General features: G+C 46.4%; 23 protein-coding genes. 6 read left to right on the top strand and 17 right to left on the bottom strand.

Features of this window, described 5'->3' with window-relative positions; translation table 11 throughout:
* Window positions 1-30: 30 nt before the first annotated feature.
* From RQP52_RS08665 to RQP52_RS08685, 5 genes are read right to left on the bottom strand one after another with little or no spacing between them, the layout of a single operon-like run.
* Entirely contained in the window at window positions 31-1,587 is a 1,557-nt protein-coding gene (locus RQP52_RS08665) for an FAD-dependent oxidoreductase (RefSeq protein WP_315950854.1), read from the bottom strand.
* Complete coding sequence (locus RQP52_RS08670) at window positions 1,584-2,720, bottom strand: hypothetical protein (protein ID WP_315950855.1); 1,137 nt, start codon at window positions 2,718-2,720, stop codon at window positions 1,584-1,586. The genes RQP52_RS08665 and RQP52_RS08670 overlap by 4 nt, the downstream gene beginning before the upstream one ends.
* Window positions 2,717-3,505 (bottom strand): creatininase family protein, encoded by a 789-nt coding sequence (locus tag RQP52_RS08675; RefSeq protein WP_315950856.1) that lies wholly within the window; start codon window positions 3,503-3,505, stop codon window positions 2,717-2,719. The genes RQP52_RS08670 and RQP52_RS08675 overlap by 4 nt, the downstream gene beginning before the upstream one ends.
* Window positions 3,502-4,260 (bottom strand): SDR family NAD(P)-dependent oxidoreductase, encoded by a 759-nt coding sequence (locus RQP52_RS08680; protein WP_315950857.1) that lies wholly within the window; start codon window positions 4,258-4,260, stop codon window positions 3,502-3,504. Before RQP52_RS08680 ends, RQP52_RS08675 begins: the two co-directional genes overlap by 4 nt.
* 11 nt (window positions 4,261-4,271) lie before the next feature.
* Window positions 4,272-5,993 (bottom strand): amylo-alpha-1,6-glucosidase, encoded by a 1,722-nt coding sequence (locus RQP52_RS08685; protein WP_315950859.1) that lies wholly within the window; start codon window positions 5,991-5,993, stop codon window positions 4,272-4,274.
* Between the two features lie 230 nt (window positions 5,994-6,223).
* Here RQP52_RS08685 and RQP52_RS08690 point away from each other — a divergent pair, with 230 nt between their 5' ends.
* Window positions 6,224-7,042 carry an AraC family transcriptional regulator gene (locus RQP52_RS08690; RefSeq protein WP_315950860.1) on the top strand — a complete coding sequence of 273 codons (819 nt, stop codon included), beginning with the start codon at window positions 6,224-6,226 and terminating at the stop codon, window positions 7,040-7,042.
* Here RQP52_RS08690 and RQP52_RS08695 read toward each other — a convergent pair.
* The 5 genes from RQP52_RS08695 to RQP52_RS08715 are packed head-to-tail and all read right to left on the bottom strand — an operon-like array spanning window position 7,039 to window position 11,896.
* Window positions 7,039-7,824 (bottom strand): IclR family transcriptional regulator, encoded by a 786-nt coding sequence (locus RQP52_RS08695; RefSeq protein ID WP_315950861.1) that lies wholly within the window; start codon window positions 7,822-7,824, stop codon window positions 7,039-7,041. The genes RQP52_RS08690 and RQP52_RS08695 overlap by 4 nt on opposite strands.
* Window positions 7,821-8,210, bottom strand: a complete 390-nt coding sequence (locus RQP52_RS08700) for a RidA family protein (RefSeq protein WP_315950862.1) — start codon at window positions 8,208-8,210, stop codon at window positions 7,821-7,823. The genes RQP52_RS08695 and RQP52_RS08700 overlap by 4 nt, the downstream gene beginning before the upstream one ends.
* Complete coding sequence (locus RQP52_RS08705) at window positions 8,207-9,058, bottom strand: SMP-30/gluconolactonase/LRE family protein (RefSeq protein WP_315950864.1); 852 nt, start codon at window positions 9,056-9,058, stop codon at window positions 8,207-8,209. Before RQP52_RS08705 ends, RQP52_RS08700 begins: the two co-directional genes overlap by 4 nt.
* A 31-nt stretch (window positions 9,059-9,089) precedes the next feature.
* Window positions 9,090-10,415, bottom strand: a complete 1,326-nt coding sequence (locus RQP52_RS08710) for an aspartate aminotransferase family protein (RefSeq protein WP_315950865.1) — start codon at window positions 10,413-10,415, stop codon at window positions 9,090-9,092.
* Entirely contained in the window at window positions 10,412-11,896 is a 1,485-nt protein-coding gene (locus RQP52_RS08715; protein ID WP_315950866.1) for a M81 family metallopeptidase, read from the bottom strand. Before RQP52_RS08715 ends, RQP52_RS08710 begins: the two co-directional genes overlap by 4 nt.
* Window positions 11,897-12,111: 215 nt before the next feature.
* Here RQP52_RS08715 and RQP52_RS08720 point away from each other — a divergent pair, with 215 nt between their 5' ends.
* A complete protein-coding gene (locus RQP52_RS08720; RefSeq protein WP_127450781.1) occupies window positions 12,112-12,321 on the top strand; it encodes an alpha/beta-type small acid-soluble spore protein in 210 nt (69 codons plus the stop codon).
* 94 nt (window positions 12,322-12,415) lie between these two features.
* On the opposite strand, the gene RQP52_RS08725 is transcribed toward RQP52_RS08720, so the two are convergent.
* Window positions 12,416-13,198 (bottom strand): phytoene/squalene synthase family protein, encoded by a 783-nt coding sequence (locus tag RQP52_RS08725; RefSeq protein ID WP_315950867.1) that lies wholly within the window; start codon window positions 13,196-13,198, stop codon window positions 12,416-12,418.
* Window positions 13,199-13,416: 218 nt separating this feature from the next.
* Here RQP52_RS08725 and RQP52_RS08730 point away from each other — a divergent pair, with 218 nt between their 5' ends.
* Window positions 13,417-14,088, top strand: a complete 672-nt coding sequence (locus tag RQP52_RS08730) for an SIMPL domain-containing protein (protein WP_315950868.1) — start codon at window positions 13,417-13,419, stop codon at window positions 14,086-14,088.
* A 1-nt stretch (window position 14,089) separates the two neighbouring features.
* Here the strand turns inward: RQP52_RS08730 and RQP52_RS08735 are convergent, their stop codons facing one another.
* A complete protein-coding gene (locus RQP52_RS08735; RefSeq protein ID WP_315950870.1) occupies window positions 14,090-14,965 on the bottom strand; it encodes a cation diffusion facilitator family transporter in 876 nt (291 codons plus the stop codon).
* A gap of 261 nt (window positions 14,966-15,226) precedes the next feature.
* Here RQP52_RS08735 and RQP52_RS08740 point away from each other — a divergent pair, with 261 nt between their 5' ends.
* A complete protein-coding gene (locus tag RQP52_RS08740; RefSeq protein ID WP_315950871.1) occupies window positions 15,227-15,700 on the top strand; it encodes a MarR family transcriptional regulator in 474 nt (157 codons plus the stop codon).
* A 145-nt stretch (window positions 15,701-15,845) separates the two neighbouring features.
* Window positions 15,846-17,081 carry an MFS transporter gene (locus RQP52_RS08745; protein ID WP_315950872.1) on the top strand — a complete coding sequence of 412 codons (1,236 nt, stop codon included), beginning with the start codon at window positions 15,846-15,848 and terminating at the stop codon, window positions 17,079-17,081.
* On the opposite strand, the gene RQP52_RS08750 is transcribed toward RQP52_RS08745, so the two are convergent.
* Window positions 17,082-17,798 (bottom strand): hypothetical protein, encoded by a 717-nt coding sequence (locus RQP52_RS08750; protein WP_315950873.1) that lies wholly within the window; start codon window positions 17,796-17,798, stop codon window positions 17,082-17,084. It abuts the gene before it with no gap.
* A 134-nt stretch (window positions 17,799-17,932) separates the two neighbouring features.
* Here RQP52_RS08750 and RQP52_RS08755 point away from each other — a divergent pair, with 134 nt between their 5' ends.
* Window positions 17,933-18,559 carry a nitroreductase family protein gene (locus tag RQP52_RS08755; protein ID WP_315950874.1) on the top strand — a complete coding sequence of 209 codons (627 nt, stop codon included), beginning with the start codon at window positions 17,933-17,935 and terminating at the stop codon, window positions 18,557-18,559.
* Window positions 18,560-18,874: 315 nt separating this feature from the next.
* On the opposite strand, the gene RQP52_RS08760 is transcribed toward RQP52_RS08755, so the two are convergent.
* From RQP52_RS08760 to RQP52_RS08775, 4 genes are all read right to left on the bottom strand, one after another.
* Window positions 18,875-21,148 carry a chondroitinase-B domain-containing protein gene (locus RQP52_RS08760; RefSeq protein WP_315951493.1) on the bottom strand — a complete coding sequence of 758 codons (2,274 nt, stop codon included), beginning with the start codon at window positions 21,146-21,148 and terminating at the stop codon, window positions 18,875-18,877.
* 247 nt (window positions 21,149-21,395) lie between these two features.
* On the bottom strand, window positions 21,396-23,639 hold the full coding sequence (locus RQP52_RS08765) for a glycosyl hydrolase family 95 catalytic domain-containing protein (RefSeq protein WP_315950875.1): 2,244 nt from the start codon (window positions 23,637-23,639) through the stop codon (window positions 21,396-21,398).
* A 15-nt stretch (window positions 23,640-23,654) separates the two neighbouring features.
* Window positions 23,655-24,533, bottom strand: a complete 879-nt coding sequence (locus RQP52_RS08770) for a carbohydrate ABC transporter permease (RefSeq protein WP_315950876.1) — start codon at window positions 24,531-24,533, stop codon at window positions 23,655-23,657.
* Window positions 24,534-24,552: 19 nt separating this feature from the next.
* The gene (locus tag RQP52_RS08775; protein WP_315951495.1) at window positions 24,553-25,485 is read right to left on the bottom strand and encodes an ABC transporter permease; all 933 of its coding nucleotides are present in this window, start codon (window positions 25,483-25,485) and stop codon (window positions 24,553-24,555) included.
* Between the last annotated feature and the right edge of the window lie 69 nt (window positions 25,486-25,554).

Genomic DNA, 25,554 nt, shown 5'->3' on the forward strand with positions numbered 1-25,554 from the left:
AGAACAATTTCGAATCATTGACACATGTCTTTATGAATTCGCATGAAGGATTTGACCGTCTAGCAGCAATTGTTTACGCAGCAGTCCGTAATCCAGGTCTTGCAATGCGCACTGGTGCTGCAGCGCTATTGCGGCTGCCGTAGCTGCAGATTGGCCAAGAATCATAAACACAGGCTCCATTCGAATGGACCCATACGCGATATGCGAGGAAGACAAGCACACGGGTACAACGAGATTGGTACATTCCTCCCCTTTTGGAATTATCGCTCGATACGAAATCGGGTAAGGCCCATTAGGACTGATTTCAACATTGCCTTCATTGATGCACCGACCGTCCAGAACCAATCGCCGGCAGTTGTGCGAGTCCATGGTGTAGGCGGCTAATCCGACGGAATCCTCCTCAACTTTAAAATGCCGGCAATGATGCTCGGTCATCACAACGTCCGATATCATGCGCCTCGCTTCTCGAATATAGAGCTGATGCGGCCATCCACCCGTAGTGGTAAACTCGTCAGCCGGAAGCCCCCACGTTCGAACCTGCGCTCGAATGGCTGCCGGAAGCGTGTCATCATTCGCCAGAAAATAAAGCATTCCCATATTATAGTGAAGATGCTGTTGGAAGAGCTGTTCACGAACCGCATAGCTCGCTTCCGGCCAAGCATAGTTACGCCCAATATAATCGGTCGAGACAGCCCCCCAATTATTCAAGTCGCTTTTGCTGCCCGGCATCACCTTGTTCAGCTTCAAAGCATCCCAAACGCCACTGCGAATATATCTCGCGAGTAAGGCGAATTCGTCGCGGTTGTAGTTCGGCGGTTCAGGGTAAGGAATTTGATTATCCGGGTTGCTGCTCAAGCAGATTCGGAAATTGTAGGCCTGCACCGAATCATCGCCCTGACCTTGCACGCCTGGCTGCGCATCAGATATGCCCGGCAGCAGCCCGCTGTCTATCTTCCCTTCGATCACATACGGGTCTACCCAGGCTGTAAAGTTATGTTTGGGATGACCAAAATGGATCCCGTTCAAAATCTCTTTGTACACCGTATTGGATTCTCTGCCTACATGATAGGAAACGCCGGCTCGTGCGAGCAAATCCCCCTCATACGATGCATCTATAAACATAGGTGCTGTATATATGTTGCCGTCTTCCATTCTAATTTGCGTGATGCGCCCTGATAGAAGCTCTACCGAATCTAAATGCTGCTCAAAATACACCGGTATTTCAGCTTGCTGCAACCATTCCGTGAAGATCCGCTCCGCCACATGGGGCTCTAAAGCCCAAGTTCTTCCATCCGGCTCATCGCTGCCGTAGTGCTTTCCCAATGCTTGATAAAATTCACTGGAAATCCCGCCAATAGCTCCCATATCCCCGACATCCGTGCGTCCGAGGCCGCTTGAAGTCATTCCGCCTATATGCTGGCTGAATTCGGCAATCACCGCTTTAAGACCCATGCGGCTTGCTTGAATAGCTGCTGCCACACCTGCAGGAGTACCTCCATAGATGCAAAGATCAGCCTCAATCTGATGAGGTTGACGAGGCAGATCCTGCTTGGGCTTATAATAGTATAAATTTGGAAAAATACTCATATGTATTCCTCCTCCGCTCTATGTGTATAGGAAATAGAACAAAGCTGCGGTGAATCTATCTTTTTCCCTAGATGTAGAGATTCCATGGCCAGATTGATCATTCCTGTCGTAATAAAAGTCCGTTCCTTACGCACGGGTGAACGCCCAGTCAACACCATCTGCTCAATCTGCTCAGTAAGCTTATCAAAATGCTTGTAAGGGCGCCCCATACCGCTATCACAGCGAGCAGCTGTCACCTCGCCATTCGCTTCCCGGAAAGCAAGCCCCCACTCTCGAATAAAACGCTGAAGCTGAAGAACGTAACCTTTCAAACCGTCCGTATAGGTAATAATGAACAATACAGGTACGTCCACATGATCTCTCGGATGCCCTGGCGGAACATCTCTTAGCGAGCCTAATGCCTGCATCATTAAATCCTCGGGAACCTCTCCTCGATCCATTGCCGCCCACACCGATCGTCCCTCCAACGTTTGGATCGAAGTGACTCCCGTTTCACCACCTTTTCTTTGTTCGGCTGCAGCCTGCAGCACCTCCATACCATGAAAGCCATAAGACTCGATGCCAAGCCAACTGACCACGAAGATCTCTTTCACCTGTTTTAGTTTTCCTGATGGATAACTCGGAACTTGAGGCGCAAGCGGAATAGAGGATCCCCCCAGAAAAGGCAGTCCTCTTTTCATCAGCTCACGGTATATCCACTCTGCATCCTGCATGCAATAAGCGAGATGTTTATCATTAAATATAGGCACACTCAACCCTAATAGATCCAGAGCGCGGAACGTTTCTTCAAAAAAGTAGCGGCGTGGATACAGCTTTTGACGCTTCTCGTTCCATGGATAATCGCCATGTTCGCCTATCAAGAGGACGCCATCAATCGGACTCCCGGCATGGGGAGCGGCTATTGCCTCCATAATGGAACCATAAATGGGAATACCCCGCTGTTGCGCTTCCGCCGTACCCAAGTCGTTAGATGGCACCTGATCCAGATATAACGAAACCACTTCGATCTGTGGTGCATACCCGAACAAGCCGAACAAGCGTCCGATGATCACTTCCGCATGGGAATCAGGCCGATATTCCGTTACGATGGCAGCCACTTTTTTCCGCTCAGTCCGTTTAGTCCGTTCGCTCATTGGGTTGATTCCACTCCTTCATCCATCCAATTACCGACCTGCACAAGCCACTCTGCCGTTGAATCAATGATGGCTTGCAAGTACATGGATCCCTTAACTGCATCAGCTTGATGAGCAGAATCCGTATAACCATCCACGCCTGTTAAGAAGTTGTGTTTCCCGATAAAAGAACCAGGTGGACCGGCATTAATCCAAGCCCGCTGAGGATGCACCAGGCGATCCGTTGTCTGATTCCGCAGCAGATCCGGTGCGAGAGAAGCGATAAGTGAAGCTTCGAAACCTCCGGCATGCCCAGGAACCATCCCCATCTCCTGAGCCCCAAGCTCTGCAAGAGCTGATCTGGATAAACTCCAGTAAGAGGAGGAGGCGGTCCAAATATCATGCTGTACGGCAAGATCTTGAGCTGCCTGATGCATCATGGATTCATTACCACCATGTGCGTTCAGAAAGATGATTTTGCGGAACCCGCCTTTTATCAGACTTTCACCTATTTCCTTCAGCATGAGGAAATAAGTTGTCGAAGTGAATGATAGCGTACCCCCGAAAGCCAAATGATGCTGCGAACACCCAATAACAAGCGTTGGGGCCAAGAGAAGCTTCGTAGACACGGCTGCCTTCCTGCTGGCCTCAAAAGCGATATGTTCGCCAATCAAACTGTCGGTAAATACCGGCAGATGAGGCCCATGCTGCTCCGTAGCGGCAAGTGGAACCACTACGGCATACCCCTCCTGGGCTTGCCGCTTTAACGTTTCGCGAGTTCCGTGCTGAAACAAGAGATCATTCATAGCGCAAATCCCCCGTCAATGGTAAGTAAAGCGCCTGTAATATAGGAGGCAGAATCAGATAGTAAAAAGGCAGCCAATTCCGAAACTTCATCAGGCGTACCCGAGCGCCCAAGCGGTGTCATTTTGGCAACCGCTTCTTTGAAGGAGGGCGGCAATGTGTGTAGTGCCTTTTCTGTCTTGATATCACCGGGGAGCAGAGCGTTAGCCCGAACACCTTTGTGGGCGTAGTCAGCAGCGATGACTCGGGTCATCTGATTGACGCCTGCTTTGGCAGCGCCATAGGCTAGACAAGTTGGTTTCACTTTATGGCTTAAGACAGAAGATGCATTAAGAATGACGCCTCCACCCGATTCAATCAGGAGCGGAAGAGCATATTTATTAATTAGAAACGTACTCGTCAAAGTTCCTAGAAGTACTTGATTCCATTCGTCTAAAGTGAGCTGCATAGCGGGTTTGGAGATCTGTGTATAGGCATTATGGTATATACCATCCAAGCGGCCCCATCGACTCTGAACACTTTCAAACGCAATGCTGACCTGCTTCTCATCTCGCGCATCGGATTGGATGTACAATAAGTCATTTGGGAGATAAGAAGCGATGGCCGGTTCGTTTAACCTTAGGTTTGCATCCTCGGGCGCAGCAAGATCAGTCGCTACAACTTTGGCGCCACGTTCCAGAAACATCCGAACGGCCGACAAACCCAATTTGCCCAGCGCGCCTGTCACTAGAATTACTTTTCCGCTTAACTGAGCCACAATGGTTCCCCCTATGCCTGTTCCATTAATAGACAAGCTGTCAACGCAGCTGACCAATGAAAATCTCTAACAACGTCCATCTTCTGGCGAATATTATACGTACCTGTCGGTGGACCTTTTCGATCGCATTCGGAAGGCGGTACGAGGTCCGCAGAATCAAAATACTCAAAAATAACGCCGTATTGTTCATAGTATTTTTGCACCATTTGGATACTTTGCTGAGCAAGTTGATCTGCTTCCGTACGTCTCCCCTGCTTCTTAAGGCCGGTATAGACAAGATAGTTCATATTCATCCATACAGGACCTCTCCACATGTCTGTGCTGTAGGTTTGTTCAGAGGCGGCTGTTGTTGGAATAGGGAATTTCGTTTGAAAATGACTAGGATCCTGCAGTATGGATACCAATCGTTCTGTTCGTTCTTGAGGCAAATGATCCAGCAGCAGGGGCAAAAATCCACTTACTGCCTTCACTCGAGAGAAGTTTCCGTCCATGTCTCGATCATAATAAAAGCCTTCGCTCTCATCCCAGAGCATATGCTGAATCTGATGGTTCAGATCAGCTGCTTTTTGCTGCCAACGCTGTGCTATTGCCGTCTCTCCGAGTTCATCCGCGATTAATCCGAGGTAATGAGCATCCTGAGCGGCGAAGACAGAGAAATCAACGGCATCCAATATCGCTGCACGATCAAACCGAGGAGAGTTATCCATCCCGGATTCTCCCGATCGGCAAAGCGGATTGCCTTCGATCATCCATTCCAGGAGTCCATTTCCATTGCGGTCGCGGTTCGTGATATCCCAATTTAAATATCGTTCCAATATAGGGAGCGCATAGCGTAAGTAATTGCTTTGCTTCGTATGCAGGTAGTTCTCCCAGACACCCCATGCCAGTAAGGGAGGCTGCGTCAAGCTGGAACCTGTTCCGTCAACTTTGCAGGTATGAGGTATCATGCCATCTTCACGCTGCGTATCCAAGACGGATTTCAGGAATTCCCATGATAACTCAGGGTTCAACCTATTCATCGCAAACGAATGAAATACGGAGTCCCACAACCACATCGCTTGGTGAGGAACACGATCAGGCGTGGACCAGTGCTGGCGGATGACGCCTTCAGGAGCAAGTGTATTGACTTTCATTACGCTAAAACACTTATTAAGTAGTCGTTCTTTCAACGGGTCTTCGAGGCTGGGAACATGCTCATAAAATTGCAGCCTGGCTTCCATCACTTTCCAAGCATCGAAAGTCAATCCCTTCATCACCCGGCTGACTGCTTCATCGAGATGGCTGCCGTAAGCTAAGGCCCATCGTTCCTTGCCTCTTAACAGTACGATGACATCCCTTCCGTTTGCTGACTCCGTTACGACAAGGGCATCTTTGGTCCAAACTTTGCCCCCCTCATCTTCTTCAAAGCTTAAACGGATATCAATGGTCGAAGGAGCTAGCCCGATTAATGTATGCCAACTCTGATACACCGCTAGCAGCGGGCCTTCATCCATTTCGCTTAACAGGACATCTCCTGTGGCGATTCGGACCTCACCTGAATGGGGGACGGGAAATTGCAACCTTCTGCGCTTCGGTGTATGAAATAGCAAGCTAATCTCTTCAGCCCCCACCGTTGCTACGAATTGAGAATTTGAATCCGTTTGTCCGTCATATCCGGAGAAAGCAAACAGTGCTCCCTCTTTCCACAGATCTGGTAAATGCTTCTGAACATCCAGCGCCATCTTGCCCGTCAAATTTGCTCTCTCCTCTATGAACCCTTTTATTGACTTTATTATGGCTTATTTCAGATATCAGGTTCTATAGAAGAAATTGCGCTTTCATTACATGATTTTGCTCTTTTCTTCGTTTCGGTACGGATTCGTCTATGATATACTCAGAATCATCTAATAGATAAGGCGGGTGAGCAGATTTGGATGCTTTGAAGAAAATTGAACCCTTCGAAGGCAGACGTTTCCCTTTACGAATGACCGAAGTCATTAGCTGTTTTCACTTGGTTAGACCTCATTGGCATGAACACCTTGAGTTTATCCAGCTTATGGAAGGTGAAGCGCAGATTCATATCGATAATCGTTCCTTTGTCGTGCGTGCACCGGCTATTTTATTTATTAATAGCTGCAAGATTCATTCGATGCAGTCGCTGAACGGCAAGAGCAGTACCATCCACGGGATGATCTTCGATATGTCCTTGTTATCCGGCTCTTTTGAGCATTCCGAATTACAGCACCTATACGCCCGCTTCATTCAGACTGCTCCCATCCTGGAGCCCATTCTCCCCTCACATCCGTTATGGAACGAACTGACAACCCACTTTGAACTTGCCTACAAAGAGTACGCGGCACAAGAGATTGGCTGTGAGCTCATCATCAAATCTTCCCTGTATCGCATGATGATTCCTATGCTTCGCAGCTATCAGCAAGAGCTCTCTCTGTCGAAAGACTTGAACAAAAGCTTCGATCAATACAAGCGGCTCAAACCAGCCATTGATTTCATAGAGACTAGTTACGCTCAAAAGATTTATACCGACACTCTCGGCGGACTGGTCAATTTGAGCCCTTTTCACTTTACCCGTTTATTTAAAAAAGTTACGGGACTTTCCCCGATGAACTACATCAACCGCTATCGGGTAGAGATGGCTAAACGTTTATTGATCGAAAAAGACCTCACGATTACGCAAATTGCGGAGCGCACCGGTTTCTGTAATGTTAATTACTTTGACAAGGTATTTAAGGAAATGAACGGTTTCACGCCGCTGGAATTGAGAAAGCAGTTTACCGATGGTTAAGTAGCTTGATAATAATGTATCGAAGTCAGTTTCTTCGCCCCTTGCACGACCAGCTCCGTCATCTGGCTCCATGTTTCTTCCTTCCACCGCGTTGTCGGAATGGAAATACTCATCGCGGCTATCATTTCTTGATTCGCATTGAAAATGGGGGCGGCTGTACAACGGATGCCGTGTACCGCTTCCCCTTCGCTGAAAGCCACGCCATCCCGGCGAATTTCCTGGAGCTGCTCCAATAATTTCCCAAGATCGGAAATCGTCCGATTGGTCAAAAGGCCGAGTTCTTGCTCACTGTACAACTGCACGACATCGTCATCACGCATGGCACTTAAAAATAACTTTCCCATTGCTGTCGTGTGGAGCGGCAGCTTCATACCCAGATGCGAGACAAAACGGACATGGTGCGTGCTCTGTTTTTCAGCAATATACAAGATATTCCTATCGCTCCGAATCGCTAAATACACGGCTTCATTTACTTCCGCCACGATCTGCGCAGCAATATATTGAAACTCCGTCGTTAAGTTTGTCTGCTGTGCATATTTGGCACCGATTTGAAAGATTTTATAACCCAGATGAAACATTTTTCCGTTCTCATCCTTCTCCAAATAACCACGTTGGACCAGATTCTGCAAAATTTTAAATACACTGCTTGCTGGGAGCTCCAGACGGCGCGTGATATCCATTAAACTTAATTCACGTGTATCCACTTCCCCGAACAATTCAAATATATCCAGTACGCGGTCAGCCGATTTGACGGTTTGGCCCGATTTATCCGTTATACTCATTCCTGATCCACCCTTTTTGGAGAAAGTGCGATAACATCGATTTCGACCAAAATATCAAAATTCAAATCACAATAGATGGTCGTCCTAGCAGGATAAGGATAAGCAAAATAGCTTCCGTACACCTCGTTAAATGCTTCATAATGGGATCGTTCCTTTAAATAAACGTTCACTTTCACTACATCCTCTAATGCAGTGTTTGCTTCTTGTAAAATATGCCGAATGTTCTCCAGTGTCTGCAGGGTTTGAGCCTTCAAGTCCGTGCTTACGACTCGTCCGGTTGCAGGGTCCAGTCCGCCTTGACCGGATACGAACACGAAACCTCCCGCTTGGATCGCGGAAGAAAAAGGCTTGCCGCTTGCTCCATCAGTAGCAATGGGTTGTTTCAATTTGCACCACTCCTTCCATTGTTGTCGTTCCATAGAGCCCAGCATCTACCGGGTGTTTCTGTTCGGAAGCTCTCAATCGTTCCCGTATCCGCCATGGTGACATAACAAGTACGTCCATCTGCTCCGCCAAATGTTACATTGGTGCATAATTTGCCATTTAGCGTAATCTCTCTTACCAATTCCCCTTGCGGGGAAAGAACGGCAATCGTTCCCTTTCCGTATCGAGTAACGTACAAATTCCCTTTGATATCGCAGCGCATGCCATCCAGTCCAAAGTCGGCAAACTCATAAAATAATCGTTTGCTGCTGACATCATACCCGCCTATAAGATCGTATTGCCAAATCCGCCGCTGAACCGTTTCGTTCACGTACAAACTTCGTTCGTCATAACTGACCTCAATGCCATTCGTAGTTCCCATCCCAGCTTCCAACAGCTTAGATTTGCCGTTCTGATCAATACGCCAAAGCATCCCGTTGGATTGCTTCCAGTTCGGATCACTTGCAAACCACACGCCATTTTTCGTGACGGCAAGGTCATTAGGCTGGTTCATCGCAGGCTGCTCGGCAAAAGTGTGAATTTGAAGGGTTTGCATGTCCACACGTAGAATTCGGTGTCCGATGTAATCGGCGATGAACATATGTCCTTGATGAAAGCGAATTGCATTCCCTGTAGCACCTGCAGGAAGTTCAAGGAATAAACTGCCACTCCCTTCTGGCGTTACTTTCCCGATCGTATGTCTTCTGGCATAGTTCACCGCATACACATTCCCCTGTTGATCACAGGCCGGCCCTTCAATCCCTGAGGTAAACAAGTGGGGTTCCGTTAAAGTCTGGCTCACATACAACATTTGCTTCCGCCTCCTCCTGTGCCCACTCTGCTTAGCTACGATGAGCAGCGATTCGTTGTGCAACCTTTTCTACAGCAGCAAGTGTTTCCTGAACTTCCTTCTCCCCATGTGCGGTGGACACATACCAAAGTCCATTCGGACGGACGAGGATGCCCTCATGCAGCATTTCTTCGGCAAATCGTGTGTATAGCTGTGAATCTCGAAGGTTGAACGTATCGAAATCTGACACCTCTACGCGATCGATAAACATGAGATGAAATACAGGACCCTGTTGATTCACAACCGCTTGGAGTCCGTTCGTTCTGAGAATCGAACGAATTCCTTCTGTCAATTGCGTAGCTGTATGTTCCATGCCCTTGAAGGCCTGCCCATCCGATTTGGACAACTCTTGGATCACAGCTAATCCCGCGGCTGTAGCCAGGCCATTTCCGTTTAATGTCCCGAGATGCATAACCTTTCCTTCCTCAATGAGGCGCATGATGTCTCTCTTACCGGCTACCGCGCTTAAGGGAATCCCTCCTGCCATCGCTTTGCCGATCGTCACAAGATCTGGAACAATGCCGAAACGCTCGTGAGCACCGCCTAGACCTAGTCGAAATCCGGTAATCACTTCATCCCAAATTAATACGATGCCAAATTTTGCAGTTAACTCCCTCATTTTCTCCATATACCCCGGTTTAGGAGCAATACATCCGGAATTACACATAACCGGCTCTGTGATAACCGCCGAAATCTCATGCTGATGCTTCGTTAAAGTTGCCTCCAACGCTTCAGAATCGTTCCATGGCAGCAAAATGAGATCCTGCAGGCTATTTAGGCTTTGCCCCGCAGTTCCCTGGATAATTTCTGATCCAGCCGCTTCTGTATGTCCAGATGAGGAAAAATCCGGGCTTGGGAAGGACGTGAAAATCGCATCCGACCACCCATGATAATGGCCATAAAAGCGGACCGTTTTGGTCTTGCCCGTATAGGCGCGCGCCAGCCGCAGAGCCAACATCACCGCTTCGGTCCCCGATCCGCTGAACGCCACTTGTTCCGCACAGGGCAGTATTTCGGTTAAGCGCTGGCCCAAGCGGATTTCGCCCTCGTGCTGCAAACCGTATGTACTTCCTTTTAGCATAGCCTCATACAATTGTTCGTTAAATGCAGGATGAGCATGACCTAGAATCAATGGCCCATACGCCAACATATAGTCGATATATTCATGATGGTCCACATCCAAAATTCTTGCGCCATAGGCCTTTTGCACATACAAAGGCGTCGGTTTCATAGATGCTCGAAGACTGCTTGCCACACCTCCCGCCACATAAGCTTTTGCTTCTTGCAATCTCTCTATGGATTGTAAGTATCGGTTCATTGGGAATGCTCCTTTTCAAGGAATTGAAATGGAAAGACGGATCGTGGAACATGATGGTAGGTTAGACGATGAAGTGAGGGGGTACAACATCCTGGGGTATCTACTTCGATGACTTGCTTGGCGATAGGACCAAATGCGCTAATCCAGGCGACGGCTGATTTAACCACGATGAGATGAAAATCTTTCGGGTTCAAGCCTATGGATTCGACATGTCCAATATCCCATGGGGGGACTCGTTCTTCTGTAAGAACAATTGTAACCTGATTAGCTTCAATGACAGCAGTTTTCCCCATAAAAGCCACGGTGCCCTTCATATATGGCCCTCTATGCGTATACTTACCATCGAAAAGCAGCTTGATTTTTCCTTCAATTTCAACCGGATTACCATGCAAGCTATCGCTTTTTCCACCTATAGCGCATGAAATTTCATTGCCCACTCCTCGCTCACATGCCATGGAAACAGCTTCGCGATCACGAATAACGATCAAACTCTGAAGTGGAAGCTTTAATAGCTCAGGCAACAAATGCGTCCCATCGGCTGGAGCTCCTCCGCCTACATTATCCGAGGCTTCTACAAGAAGGATGGGTCCCTCTTTGGCATCCATGGCAAGCCTGATCGCTTGTTCAGCTTCAACTTGTTGGACGAGAAATTCATCTCGGTGTAACCAGGCAAGATTAGCCAGCTTCTTCGCATAATGATGTGCCAATGCTTCATCCCGATTGGTTGTTACTGCAAACGCCATTCCTGCAAAAGGCACATCACTATAAGGAAATCCACCACAGACAGTCACGTTAAGAACGTCGGGATCTTTCTCCATATCAAAGGCTTCTTCCATGATGACCTTCATAATCCCTTTTGTCGTTATCATTTTTTGCGGTGCAACGAGCATGTTCGATCTGGCAATGGCCATGACAGGCCTAATGTCGCCGCGAATCTGACGAATCAAGAGATACATCGCTTCTTCTCCACGCTCATAGGCATCAATATGCGGGTAAGTATCATAACCGACGAGCAAGTCGCATAATTGAGACATCTTCTCGCCCAAATTGGCATGAAGGTCTACCGTAACCGCTATAGGAATTTGCTCACCTATCACACTACGGATAGCCTCCAATATGGCCGTTTCCATGTCGAAACATGGTTCGGAAACCATAGCCCCATGAAGAATAACGACCATTCCATCAAGATCAGATGGAATTGAGCGTGTTAACTGTTCTAGAAGCAGCCCGGCTGCTTCTTCCGACACGATGCCACTTGGCGTCGCAGACGTGTAAAGCCCCGGTAAAAGGGTAACTTTCTCTTCTGCCGATGCAGCGATAATGCCTCCCATTGTCGTTCGGGTTTGCTCAAATAAGTCGAAGAAAGCATCCCTCCCAAGCGTGAAACAATGTTGAAAATCATTCCAATGCGTCTGTACAGGAGCGAAAGTGTTCGTTTCATGGTAAACACCGACGACTCCAATGCGTAGCTGGCTTGACATGCAAATGTTCACCACCTAACAAATAATGGAATAAAATTGAGATATTCTGGAAGTAGTGTAGCATACGAATTTTATTTATATCAAGAAAAATATTTTACATCCAGAAAATTAGTTCCAGGGTAAAATTACCAATCTTTTTTGCAAAAAAAGCATGCATAATAGTTCCTCTCCCTCCGCATGATAGGAGTACACCAAAAAAAGGAGTGATTTTTTCCATGGCAAACAATAGTACATTAGTGGTTCCTCAAGCGAAAGCAGCTTTAAATCAAATGAAGTATGAAGTAGCTCAACAACTGGGAATTCCTCTATCACCAGATGGTTACAATGGGAATCTCGCGACTCGCGACGCAGGCTCTATTGGTGGCAGCATCACAAAAAGATTGGTACAAATGGCTGAACAACAACTGCAAGGTTTCCAACGTTAATATCGCAACTTAAGCAGCAAACACAAAAAAGACTCCACTCACCTTTCCTCCTCCTGGTGAATGAAGTCTTTTTTTCTATTTATGTACGATCCGTTTATCCGGATACACGACTCACAATTTTCAGAACCGCATCTCTTGTCAGTTTATTGCCACCAACCGCGATAAGGTTAACTGTAGCATGTGCGAGCGCTAAGGGCACTTTGCAAAATTTCAATGCCGGACCTTCCTTAAGGTCTGCGATATAAGAGTCGGCAAGTTGTAAATTGCGACGCGTGTACTGTTGCATTTCCTTGAATCCCCAACCGTCTGGAAAAAAGTCCACACCGCGTTTCAGATCCTCTCCACGATTTCGAAGAATATTTACCGCTTGCAGTCCTCTTCCGAAGCCAATCGCCTTCGTTCGATCAGACTGTGTCCCGTCATGCCACAGCCATAGTTCGGATAGCATTTCACCGACCATGCCGGCAACGCTGTACGTATAGCGATCCAAATCCTCTTCCGTATGGATATTCCATCCGCTTTTAACCCAATCGGCCATATCTAAAGACATCTTCGCGATGTATTGAAATACAATAGGTGCTCCGGAAGTTGGACATAGCTGCGCCCACTCATCTAGCTGCATAGTAACGGCAGGCAGTACCGCCTTATGCGGTGACAGTAATTCTTGTATCTCCCCCATCGGGTTAGGAGATTGGAATGCTTGATGTACTCCGACTAGTAATTCAATTTTCAAAGAGTCTGCGAGCTCATCATGATCTTCGATTTCGTCTATAGCCCGCATACATAGATAGGCTGATGTGACAGCCTCTTTCAAGCCTAATTCCAAACTATTTATAGGTATATAAAAAGTACGGCTTGTTTCCTTCAACATGGTCATTGCATCATTCAGGACGACGTTATTAATGAAATTCTCCCTCCAAGTAATCGTTTAGCATATAACTTCTAGATAGCTAGTTATCATGATAACACACGTTGTCATTGTCAATCCAAATTTTATGATCATTTCTCTACGAAGCTCCCCGTCAGCCTCCCGTTATGTTTCAGAGGAAATCCTCATACATTGAGTAATAACTGCCACTAGAGAGGAGTCCTTCCATGTACGGGTATCCCATTGACAAGACAGCATCTCCTTCGTATTCAAAACACTCATCTACCATCGAAGTCCTAGGTGAGGGTACTGTGACCGCAACACCCAACCGGGCCGTGGTTGATCTTGGCGTTGTGACGGATGGTCCTAACTTGCAGGCCATTCAGGCTGAAAACGCCAAAGCCATATCCAACATCATTCAATCCGTGATGAGTCTAAACATCCCCCGAGAAAAGATACAAACGCAAGATTATCGTATCGAAATCGTTTATGATTATGTGGACGGGAAACAAATCTTTCGAGGTTATAAGATCACCCATCTGCTACGAATTACCACGGATCATGTAGATCAGACAGGAAAACTTGTTGATACAGCCGTTGCGAATGGTGCGAATCAAGTCACGAGCATTCAGTTTACTATAGCACATCCAGAATTTTATGAGAATCAAGCTTTATCGGTAGCTATTCAACATGCACGTCAAAAAGCTTATACCATCGCAAATACACTAGGTGTGACACTTGGTGCAATCCCTTCTCAAGTCCAAGAATCTCCGCGGCCGGCAGGGCCAATACCTTACATGGCTACTGCCAAGTTTGCTGCAAGTGCGGTTGAAACCCCTATTGAACCTGGACAATTAACGATCAAAGCCGCGGTACGCGTGTGGTTTCATTTTGCTTAATTCATTTAGCAGGTTCGTAATGGACATGAACTTCAAAAACTTCGGACGTCTTCTTTAACTCATTTTCCACTTTTGTTGCAATATCATGTGCCTTTTGAAATTCCAAATCTGCTTTTATCGAAAGAACAACATCAACAACCGCATTGCTCCCGTAATTTCTAGCGCGGAGGTCCTTCACACTTTCGACCCCTTCCACCTGAAGCACGGTATCTTTAAAAGCTTGAATAGCGGCTTCATCGAAACCATCTGATAAATGATGTGAGGCTTCACGGAATATGTCCCATGCTGTTTTACATATAATAAATCCAACCAATACCGCGGTCAAAGGGTCAAGCCACGGCAAACGGAATTGGGAACCAATGATGCCGATTACAGTCCCGATACTCACAAATGCATCGGATAAATTATCTTTCGCTGCCGCCATGACGGCTTGACTTTTAATTTTTTGGGCAAGATTTTTATTATAACGATACACAACATACATAACAACCGCACAGAAAATCCCCGTCCACACCGATGTGAGGTCCGGAGCTTGCTCTTTCGCTTGAAAAATGGATTTGACAGCGGTGATAAATACATCCAGTCCGACTGCCATCATGATGAATGACGCGACTAATGAGGCAATCGTCTCTGATTTCCAGTGTCCATACGGATGGTTTTCGTCCGCCGGTTTTTGAGCTAATTTTAATCCGATCAATACCGCTATTGATGCTACAATATCTGTCGCATTATTTAATCCATCCGCTTTTAAAGCTTCGGAACCTGAGAAATGGCCAACAACTAGCTTCAAGGCGGAAAGGCATATGTAGGCAACAATGCTGATGATAGCCCCACGCTCTCCCATTTTTAAGTTTTCATATCTCATCTCTTGTTCCATAGCCCCTGTACTCCCCTCGGCTTTTCGATGCGCTAGCTAATCATATCAACCGAAGTTTGTGTGGGTCTAGAGAAACGTTTTTTCATATGGGTGAAAAAATAGGTAGGGGTAAAGAAAGTTGCCTCATACAAAAAGATTAGGCTTATAGCAATCTATTATGGGTTTTGATCATTTTCATATATTGCTTATAATGAAAATTCGATAGATAATTAATTTCATATATTGTTATTGTTAATGCTCCAAGGGCTGGGAGGACAAGCTATGCATAAAGAAGATCAAGTCATCATGAGGTTCAGGGACTTATTCAATAAGATGGTCTGGCTGAATAAATCAAAGATGGAAGTTAGTCTTAAGGGGTATACATCTACTGAGGTGCATTGCCTCGAATACATTGGCAGAAATGAAGATTCCAACGTGACCAAGCTTGCGGAATCCTTTTATATGACTAGCGGTGCCATAAGTAAACTAACGAAGAAACTCATAAAAAAGGGCCTTATCGAAAGCTATCAGAAGCAGGAAAATAAGAAAGAAATCTATTTCAGGCTTACTGAGCAAGGCAAAGCAATTGATAAAGTCCACGAGGAGCTCCACAAGGAATTTAAAGAGCGGGATAAAGCCGTATTTGAACACGTAACCGATGAACAATTTGACAGTATGCTTAAATTCATAGAATCCTATAGTAGGCATTTGGATGCAGAGATTAAGAAAAAAGGCGTGTATGATAAGTCGGAATAAAGTTGAATCCTAAAAGCATAAGCAGCTGGACTCTCTGAAGAGTTGGCTGCTTTTTTATTGCTCTCATTTTGTTGACAAGGAAGCAAAATCGTGATAATTTTGTTTCCTAGGAAGCAAAATAACCAATATTGAAAGGAGACTTTACGTGTCTTCAATTCCATCACACAATGAACAGAACATAGAGCAAACCATAGATAAAAAGGCTTTACTATTCGGCTTAATGTCTGTGTTTCTTTGCGGAATAGGCTTCAGTATCATAGCTCCTGTCGTCCCATTCCTAGTGCAGCCCTATACAAATAGTCCAAGCGAACAAGCCGTAGCTGTTACCCTGCTGACTTCTGTTTACGCAGTCTGCGTGTTTTTTGCGGCTCCCGTACTTGGAGCGCTTAGCGACAGATATGGCCGTCGTCCCTTGCTCTTACTATGCCTCACAGGTTCCGCGATCGGTTACTTCGTCTTTGGCTTAGGAGGTGCCCTTTGGATACTATTTGTCGGGCGCATCATTGAAGGTATTACCGGCGGAAGCATAAGCACGATTTTCGCATATTTTGCAGACATCATTCCGCCGCAACAAAGAACCAAATACTTCGGATGGGTTAGTGCAGTTGTAGGTGTTGGTACGGTCATTGGCCCAACGCTAGGCGGTTTACTTGCCAAGTTTGGATATGCTGCGCCCATGTATTTTGGAGCTATTATCACCTTATTGAATGTTGGTTTTGGATTGCTATATATGCCTGAGAGCCTTGACAAGAAAAATAGGCTGAAAGAGATCACCTTTGCAAGATTGAATCCATTTTCACAACTCACAAACCTACTTTCCATGAAAAGTTTAAAAAGGCTGCTTATTTCAGCATTCTTACTGTGGATTCCCAACGGATCTTTACAGGCTGTTTTCTCTCAATTTACCATGGATACTTTCAGTTGGAAGCCTGCAGTAATCGGACTTATGTTCTCAATCATCGGATTCCAAGATATCCTTTCACAAGGATTAATAATGCCGAAGCTTCTGATAAAACTTAAGGATGCACAAATAGCCATTCTTGGGATGGTCTCGGAAATAATGGGCTACATCCTTATTGCATTATCGGCTTTGTTCACTTACTATCCTCTTTTTATCGCTGGAATGTTTATATTCGGTTTCGGAGATTCGATTTTTGGACCATCGTTCAACGGCATGCTCTCCAAATCTGTCGATGCTAGTGAACAAGGAAGGATTCAAGGTGGCAGCCAGTCTATTCAAGCATTAGCGCGAATGATTGGACCTGTTATCGGAGGACAAATCTACGTCTCATTTGGCCATGCGGCACCTGCTTTTATGGGGATGATTCTGATAGCTGCGGCGATATTTGTTTTGTATAGGAGGACTGCACCTGGTAATTAATCATTCAAATGGTAAAATCAATTTACGGATTTCATTGTCAACAATTCTTGTTTGCGTTGAGGAGAATGAAACGTGACCTCCATCATCGGTTAATATAAAGGAATTGGCAATCGGCTCGTTGGTAAAGATAACAAACAGATAGTAGGTCGGATCGCCCACTTTGCTCTGGGTATAATAATCCTCCGTTACTTTTCCACTTTCCAATAACTGAATAAACTGTTCTTTCTCGCTATCATTTAGGGTTTTGTAGGGCTTTACTTCATCAAAATGATAGAGCTCTACTCGCTCGATTTTTTCTTTAGGGAGATCTTCATAGTTTCGCCTCAACGTTCTTGCAAAGTCATCCCCCGCATATAGACGGTATCCACTAATCCGTTTCTCATCTTTCGCAGCTATTAATTGATTTGATTCAAAGCCTTTGACTTTGTACAATTTTGTTCCAATTTCTAAAAAGGCAGCATCTCCTGCTTTTGTCTGATATTCGGGATTAGTAACAACATCCCCCACTTTAAAATGAACTTCACCAACCACCTCATTGGTGATATCATTTGTGTCTTTTATCACACCTTCAAACAATCCAGTATACGAATTTCCAGATAATTTAACAAAATCAACCCAATCGATCACAGCGTTCCCATGAATGGAATTACTGTTAACCCACGAACATCCACTTGTAAAGACAACGAATAAGGCCCATATACCAATCCAAATTCTCACAATCAACCCCCCTTTCTTTTATAGACGTTCTCCTTCAGACAATTGTTACTTCGATTATTGACATTCATCCAAATATAGGCATATGATTCGTTTATACTTATTAGTCTTGTACATCCTATAGGAGGCATCCATCCATGAGTGATTTTTCAACAATTGTTAAAGAGCGTAGGTCTGCCAATAAATTCATCCCGAATATTGAAATTCCTAATGAAGATTTGACTGATATCCTGAATACGGTGAAATTTGCCCCATCTGCTTTTAACCTGCAACATGCCCACTACATCATTGTAAAAGATCCGGCTATAAAAGAGGAAGTTTACCAAGCGGCTTATAAACAATATAAAGTTCAAACAGCTTCGGCGGTTATTCTCGTATTAGGTAACCTTGATGCTTATAAAGACGCTGCCAGATTGAATGAGGGATTACTGCAACTTGGGGTGATCAGCAAACAGGAATATGATATGACCGTGGAAGATGTTACGAATTTTTATGAAAATCGAGGCGACGGCTTTAAGCGCGACGAGGCGATCCGAAATGCTAGCCTCTCGGCTCAGCTCTTCATGCTGGCTGCTAAAGAGAAGGGCTGGGATACTTGCCCGATGATCGGATTTGATCCGGAAATGATGCGTCAAATCCTGCATATACCGGACAATTATGTTCCCGCCCTGCTCCTCACGATAGGGAAAGAAGATTTAGAAAAACGCAGACCGCGTGGCTACCGCAAACCGGTGGGAGAATTCACAAGTTTTGATCGCTTCTAGAATGGTACAAGCAAGCTACTAAAAAAATCCCGGCGAGATAGATCTCGCCGGGATTTTTTGCGCTAACGGACTGTAATGACCCTATTCGCTGCTTTTGAGTCAAGAATTGCAGCTAACGGACCCACGTGCCTCTAATGGTCAAGAAGTTACGGAAATCAGCATCATATTCAATAGATAACAGCACCTCAGTCCGTTAGCTTCTTAAATTTAGCCAAATTGGCAGAATAACGGCTACTAGGTCCGTTACAGGGGCCGGGTTGATTGAGCAGCTCGTGGTATCCGTTAGGCCTACAAGCATAAGACGCCAAAACGCGATTACGGTGATAAAGGCCCTACCTCCGCTACAGATAACGGATGATTGACAAATACGGAGCCTCCGGATTGCTCATCCGCTCCGACATCTGCGGTCAAACGTGTTTCACCGTCCATGTCCTCCGTGACAAATGGATAACTGCCCACGGCAGCATTGATTGCCGGACTGGTAGACGAAAGTTTTTGCAAACCATTGACGGTTGTGAATAACGGATTAATCGAACGAATCTGCGCTGCTGTGCGAGAGCCGTTATTGGTTAACGTGCCGCCAAACCCGATATTACCTTGGAAAGTGGTGTTACTGGTTACATTTTCCTGGTAAAGGGTACCGGTTGTGTTCTTCACGATGTTGTTGGCTATTGTGCTGTCTTGCGGAGCGTAAGTTTTGCCCGCATTCCCGATAACGATGCCCGTGGTACTATTCACGATCGTGTTGTTGATAATCTGTGCTCGGTACACTTTCCATTGCGCTCTCAAATCGTCATCGGACGGATTAGCCGGATACCCCCCGGTACCGCCGTCATAATTGCCGCTATCTACGAAGATTGCTGCCTCTGTTAGGTTCTCCATGTAGTTATTATAGATTTTATGATCGTTCCCATAAATACGAATTCCCGCTTCTTCAGACTCAACCCCGTCGCCAAGAAAAAAATTTCCATAAAACGAGTTGTTATGCCCGTGTCTGGAAGTCAGACCTCCTTTTGACGTTTTAAAAGTGTTGTAACGCACCGTATTGCTGCTGCTTTTGACAGAAACGATTTCAGGCTCTCCGTCGCAGTTTTCGAACAAATTGTACTGAATCGTATTATAACCGTTGGACAAGGAAATGCCGGACAGGCCGAGTCTGATCGTTTCTTTGCCGTTATCCACCCATGGTCCAATACCATGAAAATAATTGTATTCAATCACATCATACTGAGAGATATGCCCGTTGTTGTCCCCTTGATAAGCGATGAGCGGTTCCGTATCGCTTTTTGGCCCGAAATCGTTGTGATCAATCCGGTTGTGATGGCTGTTGACGCCGCTGACTTGCAGCCAGATTAAACCTGTGCCCGTTGGCTGCAAGGCAAAACTATTACGAGTAACTCGAATGTTATTAGAGCCATCTAACAGGAGCCCTGTTTTACCCAAGTTCGCAAACTTTAGCCCTTCAACGATGACATTTGAACTATTTTTTATTTGCAGTGCGGCGCCTCCGGATATGACGGCCTGACCTTGATTAGCTGCCTTAATCCGGATTGGGCTGGACGCTGTGCCGTTTTTACCATTGAGAACGAATTCACTCGTTTGTGAGTAATTACCGTTTGCCAAAATGATGGTGGAACCGGGAACCGCAGCATTTAGCGCTAGCGCAAATTCACTAGCTGTCGATACAGGCACGTAGCCATAAACTTCGACTTCGGTATAGCTATTCCAGGCATTGACGGAGTTGCCGTGACCGACAATTCGTACATACCGGCTTAAGGCGGCATCTGTAAAATCAAAGGTTTGCAGTCCAGCGTTCAGGCTGCTCGTTACGTTCGCCTGGATCGTTGTGTAGGCAATGCCATCTTGGGACGTTTGTATGTCAAAAGTGGACGTTCGCGTATCGCCATTCAAGAAGGCCATTTTCAAATAAGCAACGCTTGATTTCGTTCCCAAATCAATTCGGATCCATTGTCCATCGCCATTCGCTGACCAGCGGGTCGTCAGGTTGCCATCTGCCACATTTGCCGCAACATTCCCGTCATCCGAACTAGCAGACAGAGCTGAGCCTGGGACTGAAAGTTTGGTGCTGAGAGAAGGAGCGCTTGAGGAATCTCCGTAAATCTCCACTTCGGTATAGCTGTTCCAGGCATTAACCGAGTTGCCGTGACCAACAATACGGACATAACGGACGGGGTCTGCATCTGGAAAATCAAATGTTTGCAAAGCTGCACTTAAGCTGCTCGTCACATTCGCCTGAATGGTTGTAAAACTGATATTGTCAGCCGATGTCTGGATATCGAAGGTGGACGTTCTTGTGTCACCGTTTAAAAAAGCAATCTTAAGGAATGCGACTCTCATATCGGCATCCAGTTTAAACTGAATCCACTGCCCATCCCCACTTGCTGACCAGCGAGTTGCCAAATTGCCATCCACGACATTAGCGGGAACGTTGCCATCATCAGCGCTTGCCGTGACATTCGACGATGAAATCGTCAATTTCGTGTCTATGGCGAAACCGGCTTGAGGTACCATCATGAACAATAAACTGGATATCAGGAGTACAGTCCATAGAAAACGGCCTACTTTCATTAACACACACCCTCTCCAAATTCATAATTAAAACGCTTACATTATTAAGTTGAGTGCGCACTCAATGTCAATCTTACCCTCCAATCCTGGCCATGATAATCATCACTTTCTCAAATCCATCATTAAAATCACAACTGCTCATCCTCAATTTCCAAAAAAGACCTTTATTTTCAAAAAAAAAACACCAGCAAACGCGGATGCTATCCACTTTTACTAGTGTTCTATACTCGGGCGATTAACGCTCTACTCACAATCGGCCAGAGTGAAAGCCGTAAAGTCTCCACGGCTTATGTCCTCCAAAATAACGCGATACCTTGTCGGTTCCTTGGACAGGCTGCACACGCAGATCGGGTACTGCTTCGCCAATGAAAAGAATAACTTCTTCATCTTCATGCAAATCCAGTGCTATTTCATCGTCGATAAACGATTCACCAGACACTCGAACATTGTTGTCATTCCCAATAATGTTCCAGCGTACAAGCCCCTTCCACCCCGTCTTGACCAAACATGGCTCTCCTGCCAAACTTTTTACTCGGATCCACTGGGTGACGGCCTCTTTGCGTACAGCGCTGACCAGGAAGGCTCCTTCTGCTCGCAAATCATGGAACGCCAGCTCCGTCCAAGCTTCCGGCACCGCCGGAAGCACACGCAGCTTGCCGCCCCAGCTCTGAAGCAGCATATCGTGTATCGACTCGGCGCCAGCGAGCGGTGTTTCGATCACCGGTCCTGCTTCCTTATACATGGTATTCGGCTTGATGATGAGCAAAAGCGATTGCAGCAATCGCCATGCCTCATCCCCCCAACCAAGAACAGCGGCAATTGAAGCCGCCCCAGTCATACTGAATCCCCGCAGATCTCCTTCTTTGCTCAGCCAATGACGCAAAGAAGTGGCGATTAATTCGTACTCCTCTTGCGTATCACCGCTAACGAGATGCAGCGGAAAAATCGCCAGCAAGTGGCTGAAATGTCGATGCCCATAAGCAAGCGGCATGTCTTGCCCAACCATAAAACCTGTCTCATCGACGGGCAGCGGAACCAGCTTCTTCAGAATATCTTCCCATTCCTGGATCAATGGATCCTTCATCGCCAGCTTTTGACTAATATGAAGCAATGTCTCGCATCCCCAGCGGAGCAAGGATACATCATAATGGCAATCCCGCACGGTGGTGCGCATGAATGAGCCGTATTCCGGTGAAATTGTCGGAGGCAAATGAAGGAAACCGTCTGTCCCCTCCTCTAACAAATGCCGATAATAGTTCACGCTGCGTTTTAAAATCGGGAATAAGACTTCTCCCAGCATCTTTTCATCCATGGCATATCGGTAATGCCGCCAAATACTATGACTAATCCAAGTCAAGTTTCCGACCTCATCCTCGACTTGAGCCCTCAAATCAAAACTGCAGCTGCGCCCTAATCCAGCCGAATCATGCCGGCAATCTTCCGGAACATTCAGAATCAAATTGTCCCAGTTGTCCGTTAATGAACGAACCAGCGATTCTCCCATATGCAAACGATTGGCTGTATAAACCGGCGAGTAACTCATCTGCACGTTCATATTGAACCAAACACCTGGCCATGGTGTGGATGTGAGCCATGGCCCTTGATTATCGATCAATGGCTTATCCGGTCTGGTTGCCGATGCCAATTTGTACATTTGAATCCAGTAAAAGCTTTCCAGACGACCATCCGGCAGTGAAACGAAGCTTTGACGATAATACTGGTGCCACCAAGCACGGTGGGCCTGCACCCACTCTTCAAAATTGGCTGCTGATGCCTGCGCCACAGCCTCTACCGCTTCGGCAACCGCTGATTCATTGTGCCCATTGGCTACGGAAAGCCAACAGATGCGGCGATTCGGAGTAATCTGTACATCCTTCCAAGCGGTCACGCAGCCATCTTCACCCGAATAGCGCTGGGTGCACACATGGATTCCGTCCGCTACTTCCGTGTGTTCCACTTCCGTCGAAGGTATATATTGATTTAAATTCACGCCGTCTGCATTTTTCAGTACAGGGTCAACTTCCGGATAGGCATACCAAGCACATCGGGCGGCGCTTTCCCCGGGTGTTGTCTCAATCTCTACAGCTATCACCGGATAGAGACTATGTACAAGCGAGCGAAGTTTAACCTCTCCGCTCGTTGTCGTAAGCGTAGCTAGTAATTCAGCATTCCACAAGCTAACCCGCATATGTGTCGGATGATAGATTCTTCCTGCCAATTCCAGATCCAGCTCGCCGAGAGGAACACGAGGAGGAAACCCCGGTTTGTCCACCCGATTTGCCGTCACATCCGTACGGCCGGTAACCATGCGGAGCACATGCCGTTTGCTGGCATGTTCCTCGCCATAAACCATCGTACCCAGTAATCCGTTGCCAAGGAATGCCCCTTCATCCCAGCTAACCGGCTTTACTACCCATTCCATATCGTTGGCTGACATGAAACGCTCCCAATCTACCTCCATGTGAATCGCCGAGCCCTTGCTTTCTTTCACGCCAAGTCTCCTCCTTTATCCCTTGATGGCACCAATAAGAGCACCTTTGACGAAATATTTCTGCAAAAATGGATAAACGAACAAAATCGGAACTGTCGCAACGATAATCGTTGCATACTTCAACGTAGCGGCAAGCATTGCCGCATCCCCGTCTGAAGCGCCTGTGTTCGCATTGGCTTCCCCTTGCAGCAGGATTTCCCTGAGCACTAATTGCAGCGGGTAGAGCGAACGCTCCTGCAGAAAAATCATCGCATTGAACCAGGAGTTCCAATGACTCACACCGTAATACAGCAGCATCACGGCAATCACGGGCATCGAAAGCGGCAGAACGATTCGGAATAAAATGACGAAATCATTCGCTCCATCCATTTTGGCCGACTCCTCCAGCGCATCGGGTATAGCTTCGAATGCGGTCTTCATCAGAATCAAGTTGAACGTATTAATAGCCTGTGGAATGATAAGCGCCCACAGGGAATCAACAAGTCCCACTCCCTTGACCGTCAAGTAGAGCGGAATCAACCCTCCGCTAAAGAACATGGTAAAGATGATGAATAACATCAGCGGCTTACGATATTGCAAGCTCTTGCGCGAGAGAGCATAAGCTCCGAATGAGGTCAGCGTAATATTAAGAGCCAAGCCCATGAGTACAACAAATAATGTGTTTCCATAGCCTTTTAAGATCATCGGATTGCGGAAGACATTCGTATAGGCATCAAGCGAGAAACCAATGGGACGCCATAAGATGCCTTTGTGCCCCATCAGGCTTCCGGCGTCACTGACGGAAGCAAACGCCACATAAAGCAGCGGATATACGGTAAGGATCATTAGCAAGAGCAGCAGCACCGTATTGATATAATCGAAACATTTCTCAGAGAAGCTCGCTTTGTTCAGCATGATGATCTCTCTCTCCTTTTTACCACAAGCTCGTATCGTTAAATTTGCGGCTTAACCAGTTGGATGAAATGAGCAGGACAAAATTGATGACCGAGTTAAACAAGCCCACCGCTGAACTGAAGCTGTAATTGAAATCTTGCAGACCAACGCGATAGACATACGAGGAAATCACGTCAGCTGTTTCATAAGTACCCGGATTATACAGCAAAATGATTTTCTCAAACCCGACATTCATCATACGGCCGATATCGAGGATAAGCAGAATAATGATCGTTGGCATAAGTCCCGGTAAGGTGACATGCGTCATTTGCTTCCAGCGTCCAGCGCCGTCGATTTTGGCTGCTTCGTACTGCTCTTGGTCGATCCCGGTTAAAGCGGCTAAGAAAATGATTGTCCCCCAACCGATATTTTGCCAGATGCCTGACGATACATACACCGTACGGAACAAGCTGGGTTCGAGCAAAAAGGTCACGCGCTCTCCGCCGAAGAAAGCGACAATATCGTTGATCACCCCTTCACTCGAAGTGAAGTCTTTGAGAATCCCGCAAATGACAATTAATGAAATAAAATGAGGCATGTACGTTATCGTTTGCACAGTTCTTTTAAACAAAGCATGTTTTAATTCATTCAACAAAAGTGCCAGGACAATTGGAGCCGGGAATCCGAATAACAACTGATAGAAGCTGATCAGAACCGTATTCTTGATCGTTCTCCAGAAATAAGGGCCCGTAAAGAATTCACGGAAATGCTCGAATCCGACCCAATCGCTGCCCCAAATGCCAAGTCTCGGGGAGAAATCCTTAAATGCGATCATAGCACCATACATGGGTGCATAGTGGAATACAATATAGTAAAGCAGAACAGGGAGCAGCATCACATAAAGCAGTTTGTTTTTACGAATATCCAGAAAAATGCCGAAGTTCAATTTCCTTTTTTCTCCAAGGGTTGTCATCGGTTTGGTTTTGGAAATCATGGTGTTCATAGCATCACCCTCTCCATCCTTGGCGCTGCTAGGCCGAAG

Origin of the sequence: Paenibacillus violae, from assembly GCF_032461945.1 — a bacterium.
Taxonomy (GTDB): Bacteria; Bacillota; Bacilli; order Paenibacillales; family NBRC-103111; genus Paenibacillus_E; species Paenibacillus_E violae.